We start from the raw sequence: 22538 nt of genomic DNA on the forward strand, positions 1-22538 counted from the left end.
CCCGAGGTGACGGCTATGGAGGCCCTGAAGGGTCACCGCTCTCCTAAAGCGGGTGCTCGAATATCTGCCGCGCGGCTTCCGGTCCTCGAGCCTGACGGCCCTGCGGTCCGGGTCCACTTGGCACCGGATTATGAGGGCGGGCCATCAGACGTTGCTGCTGTACAGCACAGCGGGCTCACGCGGTCACACCTCACCAGTCTGGATCTACCGTGCGAGCGACTTCACTCGTCGCGAACGAGGCTCTCGGCCTCCCCTCGCAAACAGAAGGTCCGGGTTCGCTTCCCCAGGGCATTTACGCACGTCCAAACTGGCCCTACCGCGCCTCGCCAGAAAGCAGGGCAGCCCACACGTCGCGCGCTTCGCGGAGCCGCCAGCGGTAGGTCTCCTTGATCTCATGATCAGGCTCGGACTGGAGAGTGCTGCGGATGAAGGCTTGGCCACCGGCCTGGCACAACTCGTAGATGGTCGCCCGGCAGTCACAGGTCCAGGCCAGGACACGGACGTGGCTAACACCGCAGAACGGGGCGTGCCAAATCAACTCCATGTGCCCACGTTGACGCATGGCTACGTGCGGACTCAGGCACTCGTTGGAGATGCTCATGATGAAGCGCCTGTTAGAAGGGCGGACAGCGGATGGTGCTGGCGGAGATCCCTGTATCGGACGGCGATTCGGCGAGCGGTGGTGACCGGGTCCTCGACTGGACCGAACGCATAGACCCACCGCTGGGTGCGGGCGGACTTACGTCCCGACCACCAGCGGTAGCACCGGCCATCCGTCCAGACAACTAGTTCGACCCACACAGAAACCAGGGCGAGCCCATATCCCTCGTGGACATCAGTCCGTATGCCGAGAGCCGCCAATTCATCACTCAATCGCTCAGCGGCTAGCGATGGCGTTGTGAGCGTTTTTCTTCTTGTGTCTATGGGATGTAATCCCGTCATGGCCGGATGCATGCTGCAACGCTATGAGCGGCAACAATGGCCTGGAAGTGCGACTTCGTGTCACTTCCCGATGCCCACAAACGTAAGTGACACGAGCGGTGTTACAACTCAGTAATCAAGCCGCACAAAGTCCGCTAGGTCGCGCATTTCGCTGGTGAGCGTACGCCGCTTGCCGATAATTCCCTTGAGGATGTCTCGGGCGTATCGCTGGTTAGTCATCCACTCCGGGGCGTCACGCCGGACGCCTTGCAAGATGTCGAAGGCCTCGCTGTGCCGGTGCATCCGGCGGTGCGCCTCGGCCACGTCGAGCAGATGACGATTGCGGTTGTTGGAGGTGGGCCGCAGGTCCGTAACCGGGATCGTCTGCGAGAGCTGGAGGACCTTGTCCGGCCGATCCTCGATCATGGCGTTCTCCACGCGCTTCATCGCCACGGTGATCGGGCCAAAGGTGCGTAGAAAGTCCTCGTCCGGCGTCAGGTCCCGTCCCATCGCTACGGCCGCGGTTCGCGCAAGGCGGATTGTGTCGTCCGCCTCACCTGGCCGGTTGTCCCGGATGGCGGCGGCGGAGGAGCGAAGCAGCAGCCAGCCCCAGGCGGACAACTGGTGTGATGTGGCACGGGAAATGCGCGGCTCCACGTCGTCGGCCCAGCGCATCGCCATCTGACGGGCTTCGTCGAGCCGTCCCTGACGCAGGAGAAGCCAGCAATGGGTGCTAACCGTCGCCGCCGCATCGAGGGGATCGTTCATGTCGTCCATGGCTCGCGACAGCGCGAACTCGGCCTCGTCGAACTGACGCGTCTGGGTCATCAGCCAGCCGACAAGGTGCAGCAGCCTGCCTCGTACGTGGCGTGCCGACAGGTCCGTCTCTAGGAGCGCATCGGCATCCCGAAGCATCGACGGCAGCATGGTCGCGATCTGCGAATAGCGATCCTGCTTCCACAGCGGCATCGACGCTTCCAGAGCGGATCCCACTCCTTCTCGGGTCGGCGCCTCTAAGGACGGACCTTCGAGGCCGTAAAGCGCCCGCCGTACCGGCCCCCACAGGTCGAAAGTCTGCTCGTCGGCTGGTTCCGCGTCGTGCCGGACCATCAGCGAGGTTGTCGGCACCTTGAGGGCCACCGCTATTTTGCGCAGCGTCTCCAGCCGCACGTCTCTCCTGGCGTCCTGCTCAAGCTTCCGGATGAGCGAGGCGGACACGCCGGCGAGGTCGGCCAGGCCCTGCTGAGTCAGGCCCCGCCGCTTCCGGACGCTGCGGATGCGTTCGCCTATCGTGGCCATGAATCCATGCTAAAGACGGTTGCCTCGCGCCGCTGTTATCCGACCTCGCTATGTGGAGGTACGGGCGCGAGGTTGCCTGCGGTGGATCTGTACCGGAAGGAGCGTCTCCGACAGGATCGTCAGCATGGTCTCCTCCTCGTCCGAGAACACAACGATGGTTGCTGATGGCAGAGTGAAAGTTTGGTATCGCTTCGTCCCGCGTGAGGGATGGCCGCAGTTCGACCAGGAAGGCGTATGGGCGACCCCGCTCGGCGGGGATCTCGCACGGGTGGACAACGTTCCGTTCTTCGTCGATGGCGCTGCCGAGGGCGACATCGTGCGGTTCACCATGGACGCCGAGGGCGTCCGATGGGTTAAGGAGCGCGTCGAGTGGTCGGGTAGGTGCACGATCCTCGTCTTGCCGGTCCGCGGAGGGCCAAAGGCGACGGCCAAGGAGGTGCACGAGGTATTCGCCCCGTTGGGCATCGGAGCGGAGGCGTACAGCGCCGAATTCCCACTCGTTGCTCTCAGCGTGCCTCTTGATGCCGACGTCCGCGCCGCTAAGGCAGTGTTGAACCGAGGCGTGGAGGCAGGATGGTGGGATTATCAGGAGGCATGCATCGGGGATGCGTGGCGTGCTGCATAGCCGCCGGGCAAGCTCTCTCATCCAGGCGGTAACTGAGTGACTATCTGAGTGACAATCGCCGTGGACGAGCCTGGACGGCGGTGGACAACAGTGGACTGTAGGCCCAGGTCAGGGCAGGTACTGGTGCTGGTCCCGCCCTTTCCTGGGTTGACTTACAAGCGAGGGGTCACTGGTTCGAACCCAGTACCGCCCACCAGCGAAAAGAGCCCCGTCTCCCTCAGGGAAAACGGGGCTCGTGCCGTTAACGTGCCATCAGGGCACTCGCCGGTTTCAGCGGTCGTCGTCGGCGAAGCCTGTGCGGTAGGCGAAGACCACGGCTTGGACGCGGTCGCGTAGGTCCAGTTTGGTGAGGATCCGGGAGACGTAGGTTCGGACGGTCTCGAAGCTGATTACCAGTTCCGCGGCTATCTCGGCGTTGGAGAGGCCATGGGCGATCAGCCGCAGTACCTCGCGTTCGCGGGGAGCCAGGACGGCCAGCGGATCCTCGTCGGGGGTGGGGACGGCCGGGCGGAGGCGGTCGGCGAAGCGACCTATCAGGGTACGGGTCACGGTGGGGGACAGCAGGGACTCTCCGCGGGCGACGGTGCGGACGCCGTTCACCAGATCCAGTAGAGGGGCGTCCTTCAGAAGGAAGCCGCTGGCTCCAGCACGCAGGGCTTCGTAGACGTACTTGTCCACGTTGAACGTGGTCACCACCAGTACCTTCGGCGGCGCCACGACACCGGGGCCGGCGATGCGCCTCGTCACCTCGATGCCGTCCATCAGCGGCATGTGGATGTCCATGACCACCACGTCGGGCTTCAGGCTGGTGACCGCCTCGACCGCGGCCGGGCCGTCGGCGGCCACGCCGACCACCGCCATGTCCGGCTGCGCGTCGAACGCCGTCACGTAGCCGGTACGGACGATCTCCTGGTCCTCGCAGATCATGACACGGATGGTCATTTGGTACCGCCTACGGGGATCGACGCGGAGACTCGGAAACCGCCGTCCGGTTGCTCGCCTGCGGTCAACTCGCCGCCCAGCGCGCCCATCCGGTCGCGCAGTCCGGCCAGGCCGCGGCCGCCGGAGAGGCTGCTTCTCGCGCCGACGGGGACCGCGGCGGCGGCGTTCGTCACCTCGACCTCCACGCGGTCGTTCCGGTAGCCGATGCGAACGGTGGTGGGGCGGCCTTCGGCGTACTTGACGGCGTTCGTCAGGCTCTCCTGCACCACCCGGTACACGGCAAGCCCCACGCCGACCGGGAGCGAGGGCTGGTCGCCGTCCTCCACCAGTTCGATCGGCTGGCCGCCGCTTCGGGTCTGTTCGACCAGGTCTCGCACGCTGCCCACGACGGGCGTGGCCGACTCTCCGGTCGCCTCAAGCACGTCCAGCAGATACCGCAGTTCGGCCAGGGCTCGGCGGCCGGCGCCGCCGATCGTGGACAGTGCCGTGACCACGCGCTCCGGCGACGTGGCCACGAACTGCGTGGCGTCGGCCTGCACGACGATGGCGGTGACGTGGTGGGTCACCACGTCGTGCAACTCCCGCGCGATGCGCGCCCGCTCTGCGGCGGCCGCGGCCTCGGTGGCGAGCCGCCGTCGCTCGGCCTCCTGGAGCCGCTGTCCGCGTACGAAGGCGCCGCCCAGCCAGCACGCGGCGAAAAGCAGGTAGAACACCAGGAAATCGCTCTGCAGAACCGGTGAGCCGAGCAGGACGATGGCCACGCACAGCACGACGTACGCGGCCGATGCCACGACGGCGATGCCGCACCGGAACCGCTCCTGGTGCGCGCCCACCGAGTACAGCGCGATGTACACCGTCACGGTGCCGAACTGCAGCGGGTAGCCGAGCGTCTCGTAGATCACGAAAGCCGTGCCGTTGATCGCCAGACACGCGGCGGGCCATCGGGTACGCATGGCCAGAGGCACCGTCTGGGCCAGGATCAGGACGATCTGGAACGCGTCGGCCGGGCGTCCTGACAGGTTGCCGAACTGGACGCTCATGATCGACAGCGCCGGCACGAACGCCAGCCCGGTGGACACGACGGCCAGCCACCGGTCCCACACCGTGGCGTCGTAGACGCGCCACACCTCCCGCAACCTCCGCAAGCGGTCGCTGGCCCAGGTCCCCGACATGGCTCAGAGCCTAGCGATCTCCGATCCCCGATGTTGCCGCGCTTGTCCCTCATGTGAGCTACACGGAATGTCCGCAACGCAGTGATTCGGGACAGGGCCCTCCACTCCTACCTTTCTCATCAGCGGCCGACAACCACGGTCAACCGCGAAGCCAGATCGCGGCACATCGGTAATTCGGAGGACAGCACCATGGGAAACACCATCCGCGCACGCGTCGTCGTCGCCGGCGCCCTGACCGCGGTCGCGGCAGCGGGGGCAGTGATCGGCGGGCAGCCGGCCGGCGCCAGGGCCGTGGCGACCGCCGGTCACGTCCAGACTTCGATCAAGTGGGGTGAGTGCCCGGAACTCGCGCCGGGCGCCAAACGGGACCCCAGGCAAACCTGCGGCACGGTCAAGGTGCCTCTGGACTACCGCCGCCCCGACGGAGAGACCATCACCGTCGCGGTCTCCAGGATCGCCACCGCCAAGAACGGCAAGAAGCGCGGCGACCTGCTGTTCAACCCGGGTGGTCCGGGACTGCAGGGCCTGGACATGCCCGGCCAGATGGCACTCACGCTCCCGAAGGGGGTGCTGGACTCCTACGACCTGATCGGGTTCGACGCGCGCGGCGTCGGCCACAGCACCCCGATGAGCTGCGGTTTGTCCGGCAGCAGCCTTCTCACCATCTTCCCCTACCCCGGCGCCGGCGGCTCGATCGAGGGCAACGTCACCACCGCGCGCGCCGTCGCCCGGCAGTGCGCCACGATCGGTGACAAGCTCCGCTTCTTCAACAGCGCGAACACAGCGCGCGACATGGATCGCATCCGCCAGGCGCTCGGGGCACGGAAGATCTCCTACTGGGGCCAGTCCTTCGGCACCTACCTCGGCGCGGTCTACGCCTCGCTGTTCCCCCGCAACACCGACCGGATGGTGCTGGAGGGCAACGTCGACCCGGGCAAGGTGTGGGCGAAGATGCTGAACACCTGGAACCAGGGCATGAACGACCGGTTCCCGGACGCCGCCCGCGTGGCCGCGGCGGACGACGCCGACCTCGGGCTGGGCGGCACCGCCGGCGAGGTCACCGACACCTTCCTCGCGCTGGCCGACCGCCTCGACCGGAAGCCGGCCATGATGCCGGGCACACCGGTGGCCATCAGCGGTGCGTTGCTGCGCGGCGTCACGTACCAGATGTTGCAGCGCAACGAGATGCTCGCCCCGCTCACCCAATTCTGGAAGGCGGCGGCCGACCTGTCCGCCGGCAAGGCCCCGGCGGACGCGGACGTCGCCGTGCTCCGGCAGATTCTCGCCGACACCCCGGCTGAGAAGGGCGTGCCGGCGGACAACCAGGCCACCATGGTCCTGGCCATGCTCTGCGGGGACACCACCTGGTCGCGAGAGGTGGACTCCTACGCCGACGCCACCGCGGCCGCCCGCGCGAAATACCCGCTGAGCGCGGGCATGCCCAACAACATCCTGCCGTGCGCCTTCTGGTCACAGAAGCCGATCGAGCCGGTGGTCAAGATCACCTCGCACGGTCCGCGTACCATCCTGATCCTGCAGAACCGCCGCGACAACGCCACACCGTGGGCCGCGGGCCGGGGAATGCGCAGGGCCCTGGGTGACCGCGCCGGCTTCCTCGGTGTCGAGCACGGCGGCCACTACGTCTACGGCACCGGCTCGACCTGCGCCGACAAGGCCACCATCGCGTTCCTGATCAAGGGAACCCTGCCGGCCAAGGACGTCTCCTGCGACGGCCCCCGGCCCTGACCGTCATGCCATCAGCTTTGCCTCAACCATCTAGGACCTGTCTTCCAAGGTGATCTAGATAGGGGATCATCGTGGGGCGGTTCGGCGTCATGAGCTGGGTGATGAAGAGTGGGGAGCGGTTGCGGCCGTTTCACCCGGCGGCGCGGTTAGGGCGTCCGCGGGAGGATGACCGGCGGGTGCTGAACGGGATCGTGTGGAAGATCCGTACCGGGGTGGCCTGGTGGGATGCGCCGCCGCGGTACGGGTCCTGGCAGAGCCTGTACACCCGGTTCCGGCGCTGGGCGCTGGACGGCACCTTCACCGCGATGCTGCAGGCGGTGCAGGCCCAGGCCGATGCACGCGGCGACATCGACTGGCTGGTGGTGGTGGACTCCACCATCGTGCGGGCGCACCAGCACGCGGCCGGCGCCCGAAAGGGGGCACCCGCGCGGGCAGGAGACGGATCACGCCCTCGGCCGATCCCGCGGCGGGCTGACCAGCGAGATCCATCTGGCCTGTGACGGCGCTGGACGACCGCTGGCGTTCTGCCTGGAGTGCCTGCACTACTGCCGATTTTTCTTTTAGGTGTCAAGGGCGGCGCTGCGCACCGCCTCGGGACCCTACGCCCGCTTGGCGGCCGGGCATGCGGCCCTGGGGGTCGGTCCCGGCCGCCAGCGGCTCGGGCCGAACGCCCAGCAGTTACCTCCAAAGCTCGCCGCTGATGGTTGCCTCAGTCGTCGGCGATGCCCTTGTCCGCCTCCGCCGTGCGGTGCTGGTAGATCATCGCGGCGCGCACGCTGTCATGGCCCATGCGTGCCATCAGGTCGCGGAGGGAAGCGCCGGCACTGGCCGCGATCGTGTTCCCGGTGTGGCGAAGATCGTGGAAGTGGAGCCCGGGGACGCCCACTTCTTGGTCGTCTCGCTCCACTTGGCGGCCCGCCGGAAGTTGCTGCGCCGCAGGATGCCCCCGTTGGCCCCGGTGAAGACGAGGGAGGTCGGTTCGGACTCGGTGAACTGGTCAGGGGCGGCGCTCCGCGCCGCCTCGCGGCCCTGCTCCCGCTCGGCGGCCGGGCATGCGGCCTGGGGGCCGGTCCCGGCCGCCAGCAGCTCGCGCCGCTGTCATATCGCGGCCCCGCCTTGCCTGACGAGACCACCCGTCTACAGCTCGTTGGGCGCTTCCACATTCCGTCGAGCCTCGCGCTCCGCCCATTCACGACGCTGGGCCTCGCGCTCCGCCGTCACACGCTCGTGCAGGCTCGGCACCCGCCGCCCCTCGTGCCTGATCGCCAGCCGGACCGCCCAGTAGATGAGAAAGAAGAGCATCACTGCCGGAACGACCCACAGCACCAACAGAAGCAGGGCCTCAGCTGTCCCAATCACCGCCACTTGATCCTCCATATGGGGGGAGGATCAAGTGTGCCCGACCTGGCGATTCACGTACACCAACCGCTCTGGTCCGGCATGACACACATCGTCGCGATGGGCGCGGGGCTGAGGACTTTGATGCCTCCGGCGGGGGCCTCAGCTCCGGGATGATCGTGACGAGCACGAGCCGGATCCGTAGTGGCTGAGGTGGGCCTGATCTTCCCGCCTGCCGCGACCCAGGCAGAGCCCAGCAGCCCGACTCCTCCAGCTCAAGCCCGTCCCTGACCGTTGGCATCTGCCATCAGCTGTTTGAGCTGTGCGACTCCAGCATCAAGATCGGCTCTGGGGGAGACGAAGCTGCGGTCGATGTTGGTCTGGTTGGTGATTGATCCAAAGTTGTTGACCTGCATGTCATCCCTCGCTCAGCCCGTGGTCACCGTTGGTGACGTCTGTGGTAAGGGGAGTTGGCTCCCCTCGGTCAATCGCTCCCGAGGGACGGAACGTTGCAAGATACTTCTGGTTCGGGCTTTCAAGCTGCCTCCGACTCCTGCCACTGCGGGAACCGTGCATCATGGACGGAGGGTGATCCCTGTTCCGCCCACCAGAGAAACAAGCCCCGTAGCGATCACACCACGGGGCTTTGTGCCGTTAACGTGCCATTAGCTTGGAATCTTGGCTGTTTTGATCTTGCGATTCATCGCGTCGGCGATGCCCTTGTCCGCCTCCGCCGTGCGGTGCTGGTAGATCGTCGCGGCGCGCACGCTGTCATGGCCCATGCGTGCCATCAGGTCGCGGAGGGAAGCGCCGGCACTGGCCGCGATCGTGTTCCCGGTGTTCCTCTGCTCGGGAGCACGTTGGCGATGACGGCTTGGCGTGCCCGCCAGATCTGTCTTCGACGTGCTTCTCCTTCGCTCCCCGGCGGATGGTGGAGCGCGGGTATCGATCGCGCCGGGGACGGCCGTACCTGACAAAAGATCGGAGCCGGGATGGACATGTGCGCGGAGGTGGAGTGGGTGGACTCACGGCAGAGGCTGCCGGGGGACGGAATGCCCGTGGCCGCCGCGATCACGGGCCGTTTCGCGTCCGACGATGTGGACGGGCGTGATCCGAACGCCGGGCAGGAATTCTGGCTGGTGAGGCCGATGTACTTCACCACCCGTCACTTCGCTGAGGACGGGCGTGAGTACCACGACTGCTTCGTCGACTCTGACGGTGTCGTCCGCCTGCCCTACGGCCGGCACCGTGACGACCCCCAGGCCTGTGACGACCCGATCACCCACTGGGCCGAGCTGCCCACCCTGCCGGGCATGACCGTGCATTACCTGGTGGGCGAGGAGGCGAAGACCGCTCGCGCGAACGCCTTGGGCGAGGGGACATAACGGCGTTAATGGCGCGCTCGCGATCCCATGAGCCACGCCAGCATGGCACCGGCACCACCATCCCCGAACGCGCCAACCAGGTCCGCAACCGGCTGCGCAAAGGCCGCCGAGGCGGGCGGCCACTCGCCTTCGACCGAGGCGTCCACAGCTACGGAAGGTGGTCGAACACTGATTCAACACGCTCAAGCAGTGGTGTGGCATCGCCACCCGCCTGGCGGCAACTGCACCGTGAAGGGATCGAGGTGGCGGCTGCACGGTCGCCCGGCTGATGCGCGAACTCGGCCTGCACGGCGCATTCGCCTGAAGCTACTTGGCCATCCGGGGGCTCGGCTCGGGCCGTCCCTGCTGGTGCCGAGGCGCCGAGGACGGTAGAGCTGGGTCCGGAGGGCGAACCACGCTTGGGAGTCATTGCGATTGGCTGGGCCGCGCTGGGCACCCGTACGTACACTGGCGGCATGAGCGCGCAACCACAGGAGTTCACTCCCGAAGGTCCTCTTCCGGAGAAGAATCTGCGCGCAATCCGTAGAGCGTTGGTCGTGCCACAGGACCGAGATGGGTTCGACGCAGGTCTTGACGTCGTCCTGGCTGAGGTCCGCGCGAGTCTGGACCTCGGTCGGTTGAGCGAGTTCATCCACACCTGGTGGTTGATCGCGTGCGATTCGGTCAAAGATCCGCAGGGCCGCAGAGACATCTACGAGCGGGCTGCCCACGTACAGGAACTGGCCGACGGCGGCAAACCGATTCCTCGAGGTGGCAAGACGTGGCGCCAGCTGCTGGCGGAGCGCGAGGTCGAGCGGTAGGTGTACTCGATCGTCGAGCCCGATCCTGTCGCTCAAGAACAGATCGCGGCCCTGCCGGACGATGCCCTGCGGTATCTGGCCGGGGTACTGGACCTGATTGAGTTTGAGCCCTGGGCCGGTGGACCGCAGTCGCCAAGCAAGCCCGACGGCAACATGCGGGTTATGCCGTTCGGAGAGCGTGGGCTGGTGACCTATCTAGTCATAGAGCCCCAACGCGAGGTGTACATCGTTCGCGTGCAGTGGATCTAATTTCTGGCGTGAGGCAGGCGCGGCGCGCTGGACGTGACCCTATCTGGGTGACAACCGCAGTGGACGAGCCCGGACAGCGGTGGACAACGATGGACCGTACGCCAAGGTCGGGGCGCCGGTGCTGGTCCCGCCCCTTCTGGGTTGGCTTACAAGCGAGGGGTCACTGGTTCGAACCCAGTACCGCCCACCTCTGAAAAGAGCCCCGTCTCCCATCAGGGAAAACGGGGCTCGTGCCATTAACGTGCCATTAGCTTTGGATCTTGGCCTTTTCCACGAGGTCGCGTACCGACACCAGTAACCGCGGCGTTGCGGGCGTCGGCTCTGTGGGCCTTGCCCACCTTTAACGATGTTGGCGGAGTGGCTGACGGTGAGCAGTTCGGGGCGGGTGAGGTCGTTGGCGAATGCGCGCCGCTTGGCCTGGCTCCACCGTTTGGTGCCCGAGCGCAGGCGTAGGCGAGCGGCACCACATGATCGACGTCCACCTGCTTCTCGCTCTTGAGCCGTTTGCCGTCGTACGGGCCGTACCAGAGCCCCTTGACCGGGCGGCAGGCCGCGTTACGGCGTACGCGCCGCCCGTCGCAGGCCAGAACCATTTCCCGCGTGTTGCACTTGCCCTTGCGGTGCTCCCATTGAGGCTGTAGCCGTGGATGGTTAAGGGCCTGGCGACCCTGAGCTGGGCCAGAATGCGCCGGGCGAGGGCCGCGCTCGCGGCCTGTGATCGCTTGCGCGGTTCTGGCGCCGTCTGCGGGGTGGTGAAGGCGGTGGATGGGATGACCACGAGAGTTAGTACGGCGACGAGGGCTGCCCGCCTCGGGACAATCATGGTTTCCCCATGCCGAACGAGATCCCGCTGCGACGGCCGATAAGGACTCACGCCAACGGTCAATTCTCCGTGGCGCTCCCCGACCACCGGCAACGGGTTTCAGTGGCCCGAGTCGGAGGACGAGGACCTTCCTCGCGTGGCCGAACTCGTCGTGCCGGGTCCGAACCGGAGGCTCGGGGCTGCAGGTCACCGAGGACGGTAGCCCTTCCTTTTACGGCTGGCCGGCACGGCCCGGCGGCCGGAGCCATTCTGTACGGGTTTTTGTGCCTGCCGCCGTGCCGGTTTCTCCGCAGGGGAGGCGGGGGTACGGCCCCGCGAGCTGTTTACTGTCCGGCCGCGGACGATGCCGATGAAATCTTCCACCAGGTCAGTGGTCGCGTCCGTGGGCCAGGCCAGCGCGACCTGAGACTGCGGCGCGTCCGGCACCGGCCGGTAAGTGAGATCCCTGCGGTGGTGGAGGCGTGCCAGCGACTGCGGAACCAGGAGAAGCCCAGTGCCGGCCGCTACCAACTCGACCGCCTCCGCCGTTGTGGCCGGGCGGGTGAACGCGGGCAGCCCGGGCCGGACCGTCCACTCGATGGTGTCGTCCAGAGGATGGAGCATCTCGTCGTCGGTCAGGTCGGCGATGGCCACCTCGTCGACGGCGGCCACCGCGTGGTCCTTGGGCACCACGACCACCGTGGTCTCCACGTAGAGAGGAATCACGCTGAGCCCGTCCCGGTCGACCGGCAGCCTGACGAATCCGGCGTCGGCGCCGCCATCCCGCAGGAGTTCCACCACCTCGGCGGCGGGAACCGCGACCAGGGTAACCGGCACATCGGGAATCCTCTCGGTCCAGATGTTGACCCATTTCGCGGGTGTCACCCCGGGCACGTACGCCAGCCGGAACATCCTGCCGGTTTCCCCATCATTCACTTCCTCAGGGTATCGATGTCAGGGGAACCCGTTCCGACTGACTACTCTTGGCGTCATGACCTCGCCCAAACCGAAGACCATCCAGACGATGAAGCCCGCGACCGCGGCCAAGAAGCTGGGTGTCCTCCTCTCGGCCACTCCCGCCGAGTTCCAGGCGGGTGTCGTCTCCAGGGACGAGCTGAACGAGTTGCAGTCGACGCCACCCGCCTGGCTCGCTGACCTGCGCCGCAACGGCCCGCACCCCAAGCAGGTCATCGCCGCGAAGCTCAGGGTCTCCATTTCCGGCCTGATCAGAGGCGGGATCACCGGACCGCTCACCACCGCCGAGATCGATGCGCTGAAAGCGGAGAACCCAGCGTGGCTGGAGCGCGAGCGGTCCATCCAGGCCGAGGCCCGCAAAGAAGCACTCCGCCTCAAGCAACGCTAGACAGCTGAGATTCTGCGCGTCTCCGACCGGGGCGAGCCCGTCGAATGAGCCGCCGAGAGGTCCTCGTTGCGCCGAGGAACCAAGGAACTTACGCACTGGGACTGGGGCGATGCGGTTCGCGGCGGGCCAATACCAGTGAGCTTCGTCTGAGCGAACCCTGTGAAAGCCGCCCAGGCGGCCCTGGTGTCCGTTATGGCGTCGGGTGCCTGCCCGCACTGGCGCAGGACAGGATCTCGGCGAGGAGATCGGGGGCACTCCGCCAGTCGATGAGAGCCATGGCGGGACCATACCGTTGAACTACTCCTTCCGAATTGCCCCTGTATGGATCAAGCGCGGCGGCGCGGCCCGCGCCGCCGCCACGGCTTAGCGCCGATCCCCGCGCTGCGCGTGCGGCCTGGGGGCCGTTCTCGCGCGAGGCCGACGCCGCACCACATCCGCCAGAACCCAATGAGCGCGGGGCAGGTGGCCGCGCCGCCGCTGCTCGACCGCTATGAGCGCACTACTGCTCGCGCCGCTTCCGATCGTGGCGAAGCGCCAGCCTCACGGCGAGGTAGACCACCGCGAACTGCACAGCAAGGCCGATGATAACCGTAAAGATCTCGATGACGCCCATACCGAACACTGCCACGCTCCAGAACCGTCGAGGAATTCGAGTGTTTCGGTCTCGCGCCGGGTCTGTCTATAGAGCCCCTGGCGATGGCTGATGCTGTAGGCCGTGGCCTACTCAATCGTTATGGAGCCGAATCGACGGGGACCTCTCGCGGACCACGAAGGGGAATGGGAGGGAAGAACGGGGTGAGGGGCATGCCTCTCCCAAATAGCGGGCCACCGTAATTGCTCCCTTCATGGTCCGCCCCCGCCGATCCGGCACCGCCATAACATTGTTCCGGCCCCTCTTACCGTCCCGCCCGCCACGGTCCAGAAGGCGGACGGGAAGATCGAGGTGCCATTACGCCATGTCGAGGACGGGCGGCAGGGGAGCGCCGCACCAGGTCGGCCCGCAGGTCAGTCACTGGTTCGAACCCAGTACCGCCCACCAGCGAAAATGAGCCGGTAGCGATCGCGCTACGCGGCTTCGTGTCATCAGCTTTGAATCTTGATCCTTTTGATCGTGCAATTGGCCAAACCGTAGGCCGCATCGCCGGCTAGGTCACAAGAGCACCGACCCCCCAGCCGCTGCGATCAAAGCTGTCCGCCGACGTAGGCTCCGACCTATGACGGATTCTGCCCTTTCCTGCCCCGTCTGCACGAACGCGATGGAACCGGGGGTGATTGTGGGAAGATCGCCCGGGGTCAAGTTCAAGAAGCAGGCGGACGTGCTCGGCGACCTTGGCGGCGTGCTGCTGACCAGTGGTTTCTTCAACCACAGCGCTGCGGCCCTGCGATGCGGCGACTGCGGCACCGTGGTCATTCCGGGCCACTGAGCTCGATCGCACTTACCGTTCGGGCGCCCGACGAATTGTCGCTTGAGCCATGCCCATCTGGAGGAGAACATGGCGGCCGCGGATCTGATCCTTTCAGACGACGACCTCGCCGCCTTGGGCAAACTCGCCTGATCAGGCCCCTCTGCCGGAGGAAGCGGGCCGCAGTCGGTACCGGGTTCGATCAGTGCGGCGTACAGTCCGACACGGTCCACGATTTCCGGGAACGCCCGCCTTCGGCCTCGTCGCGGACAACCGGAAAGCCGGCGAAAAGAACGCCGGCGGGACTGGGACGCCCGACAGCGACGATGCTCACCGGAGGCGTGTGATGACGCCCGCTCGCCCGGCCGTTCGCCGCGGTGCTCGTTATGCCGCCGCGCGCCCACCTACGGCCAGAACGCAGAACCCTTCCCTGCAATGGCAGATTCTGTTCCTGATCGTCGCGGGAGCCTTCGCCGTGCACGCCAACGGCCTCGGCAACGGCTTCATCTATTTCGACGATCCCGAGGGCGTGGTGGACAACGTCTCCATCCGGGAGTTCAGCGGGACCAACGTCGGCCACTGGTTCACCACGCCGCTGCAGTTCATGTATACGCCGCTGGTGTACGTGTCGTACGCGATCGACTATCTGTTCGGCCACGGCGCGATCGGCATGTACCACTTCACGAACCTGATACTGCACCTGGCCAATGTGGTGTTGGTGTTCCTGTTGTTCCGCTGGCTGACCGAGCGCGCTTTCCTGGCCTACTTCGTCGCGGTGGCGTTCGCGATCCATCCCGTGAACGTCGACACGGTCGCCTGGATCTCCGCCCGCAGCAACCTGCTGGCCACGCTCTTCTCACTGGCAGCGCTCCTGGTCTACCTGCGTTACATCAGGTCGCAGCGCTGGCAGCCGTTGGCCTGGTCCGTGGTCCTGTTCGGGCTGGCCGCGCTTTCCAAGTCCACCGCCGTCGCGGTTCCCCTGGTGCTGTTCCTCGTGGACCATTTGCAGGGCCGCAGGCCGAGCCGGCGTCTGTTCCTGGAGAAGATCCCGTTTCTCGTCGTCGCCGCGATCACGGTTCTCGTCGCGCTGAACGTACGGCAGGATGTGGTCCCGCAGCACGGGTACACCGTTGTCGACCGGATCCTCCTGACCTGCTCGGCGTTGGTCAGCCATCTGGTGCAGTCGGTCTACCCGTTCCACCTGTCTCTCGCCTATGAGTACCCCCACAAGCCCTTCCCCTGGTACCTCTACCTTTTCCCATTCGTGCTCGCAGCCGGGACCGCCGCTTTGTGGCTGGTGAGGCCGGCTCGCAGAATCGTCGTCTTCGGACTCGGATTCTTCGCGGTCACTATCGCGCCGACCCAGGCCGTGCTCCTCATTGACGGCTACCACGCGAACAGATATGTGTACCTGCCGTATCTCGGCCTCTTCCTCATCGCCGGACATTTCGCGGAGACAGCGCTCCGGCGCCGCGATCGCAGGCTGCGTGTCGGCGCGATCGGGGCGACGGCGGTGTTCGTGATCCTCTTCGCCACGCTGACCATCATCCGGAACACGGCCTGGCAGAATACGGAAACCATCATGAGCGACGCCATCGCCAAAGAGCCCGGCGTTGCGTTGACGTACAACAGCCGGGGCATCGCCAGGTTTCGCGGCGGAAACTACACCGACGCCACATCGGATTTCGAGCGCACCGTCGAACTCGACCCGGACTTCGTCCTGGCGCATCACTACCTCGGTCTGATCAAGTACCAAGACCGCGACTACACCGGGGCACTCAGCGAGCTCGACTATGAGGTGTCGCGGCTTCCGACTTTCCCAGCCGCCTACAGCGAGCGCGGTAAGATCAAAATCGCTCTGCGTGATTACTCGGGCGCGTACGCGGACCTTTCCACGGCCATCACCTATGACCCGCAGTTGGCAGAGGCCTACTACTCCCGGGGAGTGGCCGGGATCGAGCTGGGTAACCCGCACGGGGCGATATCCGATCTGAACGCAGCGATCGGACTGATCCCCCAATACGCCGACGCCTATTACCGGCGTGGAGTGGCCGAATCCCGGCTGGGCGACACCGGCGCCGCCTGTGCCGACTGGAACACGGCGGTGTCCCTCGGCAACCAGGATGCGAACAAATCCCTCGCGGTCAACCGCTGCACCGGTTGACCGGATGGCCTCGGCGCGGCGTCGACTGGACCGAACGCGTAGACCCATCGTTTAGATCTAGTGGTTCTGACCTTTGAGTGACTATCTGGGTGACGACGGCCATGGACAGGCTCGGACGGTGGTGGACGGTCCTGGCCGCGAAACCCACGCCAACGAGTTTCACGAGCGCTGTGCAACCCCCCGGCGCGCATCAATCACTCGGCTTGCTGAAGTCCCCAATAACGCGACGAAATCAGCCCCGAGGAAACAGAGGGAAGCAACGCCAAGGCGCCGATGGCCCATAGTCCGCTGTTGTCCGATGTGGCGGCATCGACTGCCCAAGACAACCACCTCACACCTGCGATGTTGAGCGTGCCCATCTTTGGGTGACCGCGCCAACCGGCAAGGGCAGCGAGGATTTGCTTTAGACGGATCCGGTCGTCCGCAATGTCGTTCAGTTCCAGAAGATTGATGTGCAGCGGAACTGTTCTCATGGGGACCAAGCGGTGGCGCGCCGCGCCGCCGTAACCGCCAACTCGTCGACGACGGCGCGTCGCTCATCGAGCGCCGGGTGCGTCTTGACGCTCGCGTCGCTTCCGATCGTGTCGAAGTGAGAAGCGCCGGACTCGGTGGGCAGAGGGTGCCTGGCCATCTCACGTCGTGGCCCCGCTTGACCTTGACACAGTGACAAGGCCTTCACTGTGTCGAGGAGGTGATCCGGATGACCACGCCGAAAGAGGACACGAACACGATGCGAGCTCTCCAGGGGCTGGAGAGCAGCAGCTCGTCGGTGCGGCTGCAGGCAGTGCTGGCGGTCGGCACGACTCCAGACCCGCGGTTCATCGACAAGCTCATAGAACGATGCGCGATCGAGCCCGATTTCTACGTGCGAGACATGCTTACGTGGGCACTCACCCGCCACTCGTCATCATTGACGGTCCCGAAGCTCATCGATGAACTTCGCTCGGAGCGTGCGCAGGCACGAAGCCAGGCGTTGCACACGCTGTCCAAGATCGGGGATCGGCAGGCGTGGCCCGCGATCACACGGGCGCTTCTGTCCGACGCCGACGACGAGGTGGCGCGGAGCGCCTGGCGAGCAGCGGTCGTACTTGTGCCCGAAGGTGAAGAACCCGAATTGGCCGGAGTGCTGGCGACACAGCTGGGGCGCGGCGAGCGTGAGACCCAGTTGAGCCTCAGCCGGGCACTGATCGCGCTCGGTGAGGTGATCATGCCGATCCTGCGCGCCGCGATGACGGATCTCGACCCTCGCGTGCGTCAGCACGCGATCGCCACGGAACGGCTGTTGCGCAATCCTGATGCGGGATTCGAGTTCGCGATCGAGGAGGCGAAGCGCATCGCAGCCCTCGGCACGACCAGCCAGGAGGGATGATGGGCAGTGTTGATCGGTGATGTGGCACGACGGTCCGGGGTCAGCGCCCGCATGCTCAGGCATTACGAGTCGCTCGGCCTGGTGCGGCCAACGGGTCGTACCGAGGCCGGCTATCGAGAGTACTCCAGCGAGGACATCCGGCGAATCTTCCATATCGAGATCCTGCGGTCATTGGGGCTGTCGCTGCGTGAAGTCGGGCGCGCGCTGGATGATCCCGGCTTCACACCCGCGGAGCTCGTCGATGACCTCATCCGCCAGACGCGAGAACGCATCGCCGGTGAGACGGAGCTGCTCACGCGACTTCGTCGGATCGGTGCCGCGGAACCCGCCGACTGGGAGGACGTCCTCCGGATCGTGGCACTCCTCCAGGCATTGGGGTCGGAGAGCGCTGGGAAGCGCCAGCGCGCGGCCTTGTCCTCGGTCGAAGAGGCTCCGGTGCCAGTGGAGGCTCTGGTCGAGGCAGCGTTGAGCGAGACGGACCCGAACGTCGCCGGAGCCCTTCGATGGGCTCTGGCGCGATCGGGCGCCGGCGGAGTGGCACTGCTGGCGGAGGGCCTCGGCTCACCAGTAGCCGAGGTGCGGAAACGTGCCGTCCAGTCCATCGCCGAGATCCCGAACGGTGAGGCGACCGCACTGCTGCGGGACGCCCTCAAGAACTCCGACATCGTGGTCCGCAGGTGTGCAGCTCTGGCTCTCGGGGCACGTGGAGTAGCCGACGCGGTCCCGACGCTCATCGACATGATCGTCGAGGGGGCGAACGACGCCGATGCAGCCGATGCGCTGAGCGCGCTGGCGAGCGATCCCGCCTTGGCGGATCAGATCGCTACCAGGCTCGTTGACTGCCTCGCCCACGGCACCGTTGAATCGTCTGCACGTCGACGGCTGACACAGGCGCTCGCGGACATCCCGGGGATCACGACGTCACGTGCCCTCGCAGATCTGTCAAATGACGAAGACCGTGCCGTTGCGCTTACTGCGACATACATTCTCAAGCTACGCAACGCACGATAACGGATCTTTCCTAGGGTGCTGTGTGCGTGGTGAGTCGCCCCTGGCATAGGAGAAGCCGGCAACCGGCGATCGTTCATGTCGTCCATGGCCTGAGACAGCGCGAACTCGGCTTCGTCGAATTGGCGCGTCTGGGTCATCAGCCGGCCGACAAGGTGCATCAGTCTGCCTGGTATGTGGCGCGTTGACAGGTCCGCTGCCCTGCCGACTCAGGCCACTGGTTCGAATCCGGTACCGGCCACCTGCGAGAAGAAGCCCCGTAGCGATCTCGCTACGGGGCTTCGTGCCATCCATGTGCCATCAGCCGACGTGGGCGATCTTGTTCAGTCCAGCCGGCAGCCCGGCGGAAGTTGTTTTTGTTGGAGAACAAATGCAACGGATCGTTGACTTGAACTCCCATTCAGCATTCGCAGGCGGCGGCACTGGGGCATGATGCCTTGGATCCTCGCCGCCTGAGCCGGCACGTCGCGGTACGGCTGTCCCGGCTGAACCAGGGTTGCTTCCTCAGTCGTAGTTGGAGATCTCGATGAGGTTGTGGTCAGGGTCCCGGATGTACAGGCTGGTGATCGGGCCGAGCGCGCCGGTCCTGGGGACCGGACCCTCTTCGATGGGTACGCCCGCGGCGGTCAGATGAGCGGCCACCTGATCCAGGGGCGAGTGGGTGATCAGGCAGAGGTCGGCGCTGCCCGGCACGGGGCGGAGGGCGTGCGGCTGGATCTCGTGCCCGGCCTGGTGCAGGTTGATCTTGCTGGAGCCGAAGGCGAGCGCGTGGCGGCCACCGCCGAAGGTCACCGGTTCCATTCCGAGGGCGTCCCGATAGAAGTCGATCGTCCGGGGGATGTCGGCCACGGTCAGGACCAGGTGATCGAGGCTCGCAATGCGGACGGCGAAGGTCTCCTTGACGGCCTCCCAGGCGACCGGTGGCAGGAGGTCCCGGTTACGGGCGAAGAACGCGTGAAGCGCGGCCCCGTGTTTCGCGCGGATGTCCGCGTTGTGCCGGGCGACGTCGATCTCGTTCGCGGCCGTGATCAGGATGAACGCCCGGAGTTCGGCGTCGGAGGGGGCAATCGGCCGGCCCGTGAAGCGGTCTACGAAGCGCAGAGCGGGATAGGTGGCCGCGCGGTCGCAGGAGGCGTAGAGATACACCAGCGCCTCGGCCGGGGCCCCGATCACCTCGGCCAGCGCGGCCCGATCGGCGAGGCCGAGGAGCCGGTGGTCGAAGCCGTCCGTGCCGTAGGCCGCGTGACACAGACCGGCGAGCTGCACCTCTTCGGGCGCGTCCCAGTCCTTGAGCTGGGCCGCGACGCGGTGCAGGTGCTCCAGGAGCGTGCCGCCGGGGTGAGGGACCTCGGCGGTGCCCTTTGAGGCGAGGAATGCTGTCGAATCCGTAAAGGTATCCGCTGTCATGTTCGCTTTGTATACACCAGCGGGTGAGACCGATGCGGACAGGGCACCGATGCGGAAAGTCCCAAACATCTGCTGTGGCACCGGCGTCGCGTGGCAGTACGGCGCCCGCCGTACGGGATGCCGATGTGGGCGACCTTTATGGTGGCGCTTGCCTCCGGCGAACATCGAGGGCGCCGTGGCCGAGGATCATGGACTCCACGCTCGGTGCCTCTCCGGCTGTTCGCTTGTTGTTGTCCACACGTCCGCGACCTCGGAGATCGCTTGCCGGTCGTATGTCCGTGCGTCTGCCGACGCCTCCGCGATCTGTACGAGAGACCTATCCAGCAATGAGCCCAGGGCGCCCAGCGCCGCCCCACTTCTGATCATCTCGGCGAGATGCCACGTTCGATGTTCACCATGCAGTTGTACCGACGAAGGCCTGGCGCAGCATGGTCTATGGCAAGGAGAGGAATTGGCCGACGTCGGCGAGGCCATCCCTCGGGGAGACAAGACGTGGCGCGAGCTTCCGGCTGAGCGCTGAGTCGAGTGCCCTACCCGAGGATGTCTTGCAGTCGCGTCGGGGTGGGGGCGGGGAAGTCGCGTAGGGGGCGGAATGGGCTGAGCAGCAGGATGGCGACCGAGAAGAGCTGGATGACGGCCATCAGCCCCATGGTCTCGCGTACGCCGATCGCATCGCCCAGCATGCCGCCGAGCAGCCCGCCGAGGGGGATCGCACCGTAGTTCAGTGCCGAAGTGGTCGCGGTGATCCTCCCGAAGAGTTCAGCCGGGCAGTAGCGCTGGCGGAAGGTGCTCGTCAGGATGTTCGATGCCACGATGCCCAGGCCGGTGCCGAAGCCTGCGGCGGCGAAGAGCGCCAGTCCCATGCCGCCGCTGCCGATCGGCCCGAGCAGCCTCATCGGTGCGGCGAGCGCCTCGCACAGCAGGAATCCCCGTGCCGTTCCGAATCGTGTGGCCGTCCGGCCGGACAGCGCAGCGCCGAACAGGCCGCCCGAGCTTGCCAGCGCCAGCACGACGCCCACCTGTCCTGTCCCGGCGCCGAGATCTCGGGTGAGGAAAACGACCTGGATCGACGAGTAGCCCATCAAGGCGATGTTGGACATCGCGCTGAAGGCGGTGAGTGTGCGCAGGTATGGGTCGTGGACGACGAACCGCAGTCCGTCGCGGATCTCCGCGAGCAGCCGCCGTTTCGCCGCGCTCTCCTGGCGGGTCTCGCGCGTGGCCACGGAACGCAGGCACAGCACGGCGATCGCGAAGCTGACCGCGTCGGCCAGTACGCCGCTGACCGCGCCGAACCATTGCGCGAGCAGCCCCGCCAGCCCGGGACCGGCGATCTGTGCGGCCGATTCGCTGCCCTGGAGCTTGGCGTTGGCGTCCAGCAGCCGCTCACTCTCAACCAGGATGGGCAGATACGCCCGATAGGCGAGGGTGAAGAACACCCTCGCCGCCCCGCCCGTCGTGGCCACCACGAGCAGGTGCGTCGTCGTCAGCGCACCGGACCATGCCGCGATCGGCACGCTCGCGAACACCACCATGGACACGATGTTGCACACCAGCATCACCGGCCGTTTCGGCATGCGGTCCACCCAAGCGCCTGCGGGCAGTCCGACCAGCAGCCACGGCAGCCAGGCGGCCGCGGTCAGCAGCCCGGCGATGAAGGGACTCGCGTGCAGCGTCACCACGGCGACCAGCGGAAGCGCCACGCCGGCGACGGAACTGCCGAGCATGCTCGTCGTCTCGCCGATCCACAACAACCGGAAGTCGCGTGTCCCCAGCAGCCCGCCCCGCACAACCGGCGTCGTGGTCACGGCCGGCCCGGTGCGGCGCGGACGGTGAGGAAGACGAGCTCGCGCTCCTGCCCGTCGTCGGGAACCTCCCGGTCGGCCAGAGAGGCGAACAGGGCGAAGATCTTCTCTTCCAGCTCGGCGAGTTCGGCGACCGACAGCCTCGCCCAATGGTCGGTGGTGAACGCCGCTCGCCGCCACGGCTCCGGGTAGCCGTCGCGCTCGGCGAACCACTGCCGTACGAGGGCGGTCTGCCGTTCCAGGACGAGCGATTCCGCCGCCGCGGCCACGGGATCGTCGGGGAAGTCCGACGCTGACCAGCTGAGGACGTCCGGCGACCTGCGCCACCAGCGTTCCCGGCGGTCACGCGCGAGCTCGGGCACCTCCTCGACGAGTTCGCTCGCGGCGAGGACCTTCAGGTGATGGCTGATGTTGCCGACGGCCTGCCCGGTCTTGCTCGCGAGTACTGACACTGTCGAGGGGCCGTCCACTCGAAGTATGTCGAGCAGCCGCCGGCGCAGCGGGTGGGACATCGCGGCGAGCACCTTCGAGTCGCGAACTTCGCGCTTTGGACGATCAGGCATGCGCCCACTCTAGACAAACAAGAGATGTTGTACAACTGCTCTTGTTTGACCTGCGCCCGGCCGATGCGCGTGCGTGCGGCGACCGGTGGGAGCGTCAGGTGATCGTGCAGCGGTGATCGCGACCGGTTCGCCCTCTCGCGCCGGGACGCTGCCCCTCCCAGGCGGGGCGACGGCAGACGA

Annotated in this window: 23 protein-coding genes and 1 pseudogene; 11 read left to right on the top strand and 13 right to left on the bottom strand. The window is 66.4% G+C overall.

The genetic code is table 11. The features are described 5' to 3' along the window. Positions 1-313: 313 nt before the first annotated feature. Entirely contained in the window at positions 314-601 is a 288-nt protein-coding gene (locus tag ACQEVJ_RS11665; protein WP_433100047.1) for a hypothetical protein, read from the bottom strand. A 449-nt stretch (positions 602-1050) separates the two neighbouring features. Continuing rightward, positions 1051-2220, bottom strand: a complete 1170-nt coding sequence (locus ACQEVJ_RS11670; protein ID WP_433100049.1) for a helix-turn-helix domain-containing protein — start codon at positions 2218-2220, stop codon at positions 1051-1053. 124 nt (positions 2221-2344) lie between these two features. Between ACQEVJ_RS11670 and ACQEVJ_RS11675 the strand changes: the two genes are divergently transcribed. Then, positions 2345-2845 carry a DUF4265 domain-containing protein gene (locus tag ACQEVJ_RS11675; protein WP_433100051.1) on the top strand — a complete coding sequence of 167 codons (501 nt, stop codon included), beginning with the start codon at positions 2345-2347 and terminating at the stop codon, positions 2843-2845. Positions 2846-3115: 270 nt separating this feature from the next. Here ACQEVJ_RS11675 and ACQEVJ_RS11680 read toward each other — a convergent pair whose 3' ends face one another. After that, positions 3116-3787 (bottom strand): response regulator, encoded by a 672-nt coding sequence (locus ACQEVJ_RS11680; RefSeq protein WP_433100053.1) that lies wholly within the window; start codon positions 3785-3787, stop codon positions 3116-3118. Beyond that, positions 3784-4959: a sensor histidine kinase gene (locus ACQEVJ_RS11685; RefSeq protein WP_433100055.1), complete on the bottom strand. Its 1176-nt coding sequence runs from the start codon at positions 4957-4959 to the stop codon at positions 3784-3786. Before ACQEVJ_RS11685 ends, ACQEVJ_RS11680 begins: the two co-directional genes overlap by 4 nt. 189 nt (positions 4960-5148) lie before the next feature. Here ACQEVJ_RS11685 and ACQEVJ_RS11690 point away from each other — a divergent pair, with 189 nt between their 5' ends. Next, entirely contained in the window at positions 5149-6705 is a 1557-nt protein-coding gene (locus ACQEVJ_RS11690; RefSeq protein ID WP_433100057.1) for an alpha/beta hydrolase, read from the top strand. A 58-nt stretch (positions 6706-6763) separates the two neighbouring features. Then, positions 6764-7236, top strand: a pseudogene (locus ACQEVJ_RS11695) (IS5 family transposase); the annotation flags it as partial. Between the two features lie 178 nt (positions 7237-7414). On the opposite strand, the gene ACQEVJ_RS11700 reads toward ACQEVJ_RS11695, so the two are convergent. From ACQEVJ_RS11700 to ACQEVJ_RS11710, 3 genes are all read right to left on the bottom strand, one after another. Beyond that, positions 7415-7612 (bottom strand): tyrosine-type recombinase/integrase, encoded by a 198-nt coding sequence (locus ACQEVJ_RS11700; protein ID WP_433100059.1) that lies wholly within the window; start codon positions 7610-7612, stop codon positions 7415-7417. A 230-nt stretch (positions 7613-7842) separates the two neighbouring features. Next, positions 7843-8082 carry a hypothetical protein gene (locus ACQEVJ_RS11705; protein WP_433100061.1) on the bottom strand — a complete coding sequence of 80 codons (240 nt, stop codon included), beginning with the start codon at positions 8080-8082 and terminating at the stop codon, positions 7843-7845. Positions 8083-8318: 236 nt separating this feature from the next. Then, a complete protein-coding gene (locus tag ACQEVJ_RS11710) occupies positions 8319-8459 on the bottom strand; it encodes a hypothetical protein (protein ID WP_433100063.1) in 141 nt (46 codons plus the stop codon). A 582-nt stretch (positions 8460-9041) separates the two neighbouring features. Here ACQEVJ_RS11710 and ACQEVJ_RS11715 point away from each other — a divergent pair. From ACQEVJ_RS11715 to ACQEVJ_RS11725, 3 genes are all read left to right on the top strand, one after another. After that, positions 9042-9428, top strand: a complete 387-nt coding sequence (locus tag ACQEVJ_RS11715; protein ID WP_433112663.1) for an AQJ64_40280 family protein — start codon at positions 9042-9044, stop codon at positions 9426-9428. A 455-nt stretch (positions 9429-9883) separates the two neighbouring features. Then, positions 9884-10228 carry a DUF6247 family protein gene (locus tag ACQEVJ_RS11720; protein ID WP_433100065.1) on the top strand — a complete coding sequence of 115 codons (345 nt, stop codon included), beginning with the start codon at positions 9884-9886 and terminating at the stop codon, positions 10226-10228. Beyond that, on the top strand, positions 10229-10477 hold the full coding sequence (locus tag ACQEVJ_RS11725; RefSeq protein ID WP_433100067.1) for a hypothetical protein: 249 nt from the start codon (positions 10229-10231) through the stop codon (positions 10475-10477). Between the two features lie 1009 nt (positions 10478-11486). On the opposite strand, the gene ACQEVJ_RS11730 is transcribed toward ACQEVJ_RS11725, so the two are convergent. Further along, positions 11487-12215 (bottom strand): LysR family substrate-binding domain-containing protein, encoded by a 729-nt coding sequence (locus tag ACQEVJ_RS11730; protein ID WP_433100069.1) that lies wholly within the window; start codon positions 12213-12215, stop codon positions 11487-11489. Positions 12216-12270: 55 nt separating this feature from the next. On the opposite strand from ACQEVJ_RS11730, the gene ACQEVJ_RS11735 reads away from it, so the two are divergent. Further along, positions 12271-12642, top strand: coding sequence for a DUF5997 family protein (locus ACQEVJ_RS11735; RefSeq protein WP_433100071.1), 372 nt, complete (start codon positions 12271-12273; stop codon positions 12640-12642). Positions 12643-13141: 499 nt separating this feature from the next. On the opposite strand, the gene ACQEVJ_RS11740 is transcribed toward ACQEVJ_RS11735, so the two are convergent. Next, on the bottom strand, positions 13142-13270 hold the full coding sequence (locus ACQEVJ_RS11740; protein WP_433100073.1) for a hypothetical protein: 129 nt from the start codon (positions 13268-13270) through the stop codon (positions 13142-13144). Between the two features lie 586 nt (positions 13271-13856). On the opposite strand from ACQEVJ_RS11740, the gene ACQEVJ_RS11745 reads away from it, so the two are divergent. Together ACQEVJ_RS11745 and ACQEVJ_RS11750 are read left to right on the top strand one after the other, a co-directional pair. Continuing rightward, positions 13857-14066 carry a PF20097 family protein gene (locus ACQEVJ_RS11745; protein WP_433100075.1) on the top strand — a complete coding sequence of 70 codons (210 nt, stop codon included), beginning with the start codon at positions 13857-13859 and terminating at the stop codon, positions 14064-14066. A gap of 325 nt (positions 14067-14391) precedes the next feature. Beyond that, a complete protein-coding gene (locus ACQEVJ_RS11750) occupies positions 14392-16209 on the top strand; it encodes a tetratricopeptide repeat protein (RefSeq protein ID WP_433100077.1) in 1818 nt (605 codons plus the stop codon). 194 nt (positions 16210-16403) lie between these two features. Here the strand turns inward: ACQEVJ_RS11750 and ACQEVJ_RS11755 are convergent, their stop codons facing one another. Then, a complete protein-coding gene (locus ACQEVJ_RS11755; protein WP_433100079.1) occupies positions 16404-16682 on the bottom strand; it encodes a hypothetical protein in 279 nt (92 codons plus the stop codon). Positions 16683-16909: 227 nt separating this feature from the next. On the opposite strand from ACQEVJ_RS11755, the gene ACQEVJ_RS11760 reads away from it, so the two are divergent. Both ACQEVJ_RS11760 and ACQEVJ_RS11765 read left to right on the top strand, forming a co-directional pair. After that, positions 16910-17578 carry a HEAT repeat domain-containing protein gene (locus ACQEVJ_RS11760; protein WP_433100081.1) on the top strand — a complete coding sequence of 223 codons (669 nt, stop codon included), beginning with the start codon at positions 16910-16912 and terminating at the stop codon, positions 17576-17578. 21 nt (positions 17579-17599) lie between these two features. Next, complete coding sequence (locus tag ACQEVJ_RS11765) at positions 17600-18589, top strand: HEAT repeat domain-containing protein (RefSeq protein WP_433112666.1); 990 nt, start codon at positions 17600-17602, stop codon at positions 18587-18589. A gap of 501 nt (positions 18590-19090) precedes the next feature. On the opposite strand, the gene ACQEVJ_RS11770 is transcribed toward ACQEVJ_RS11765, so the two are convergent. From ACQEVJ_RS11770 to ACQEVJ_RS11780, 3 genes are all read right to left on the bottom strand, one after another. Then, positions 19091-19993 carry a VOC family protein gene (locus tag ACQEVJ_RS11770; protein WP_433100083.1) on the bottom strand — a complete coding sequence of 301 codons (903 nt, stop codon included), beginning with the start codon at positions 19991-19993 and terminating at the stop codon, positions 19091-19093. Between the two features lie 530 nt (positions 19994-20523). Next, positions 20524-21798, bottom strand: coding sequence for an MFS transporter (locus ACQEVJ_RS11775; RefSeq protein WP_433100085.1), 1275 nt, complete (start codon positions 21796-21798; stop codon positions 20524-20526). Beyond that, the gene (locus ACQEVJ_RS11780) at positions 21795-22358 is read right to left on the bottom strand and encodes a helix-turn-helix domain-containing protein (protein ID WP_433100087.1); all 564 of its coding nucleotides are present in this window, start codon (positions 22356-22358) and stop codon (positions 21795-21797) included. The genes ACQEVJ_RS11775 and ACQEVJ_RS11780 overlap by 4 nt, the downstream gene beginning before the upstream one ends. Between the last annotated feature and the right edge of the window lie 180 nt (positions 22359-22538).

The organism is Microbispora sp. CA-102843, from assembly GCF_050936215.1.
In the GTDB taxonomy this organism is placed as follows: Bacteria; Actinomycetota; Actinomycetes; order Streptosporangiales; family Streptosporangiaceae; genus Microbispora.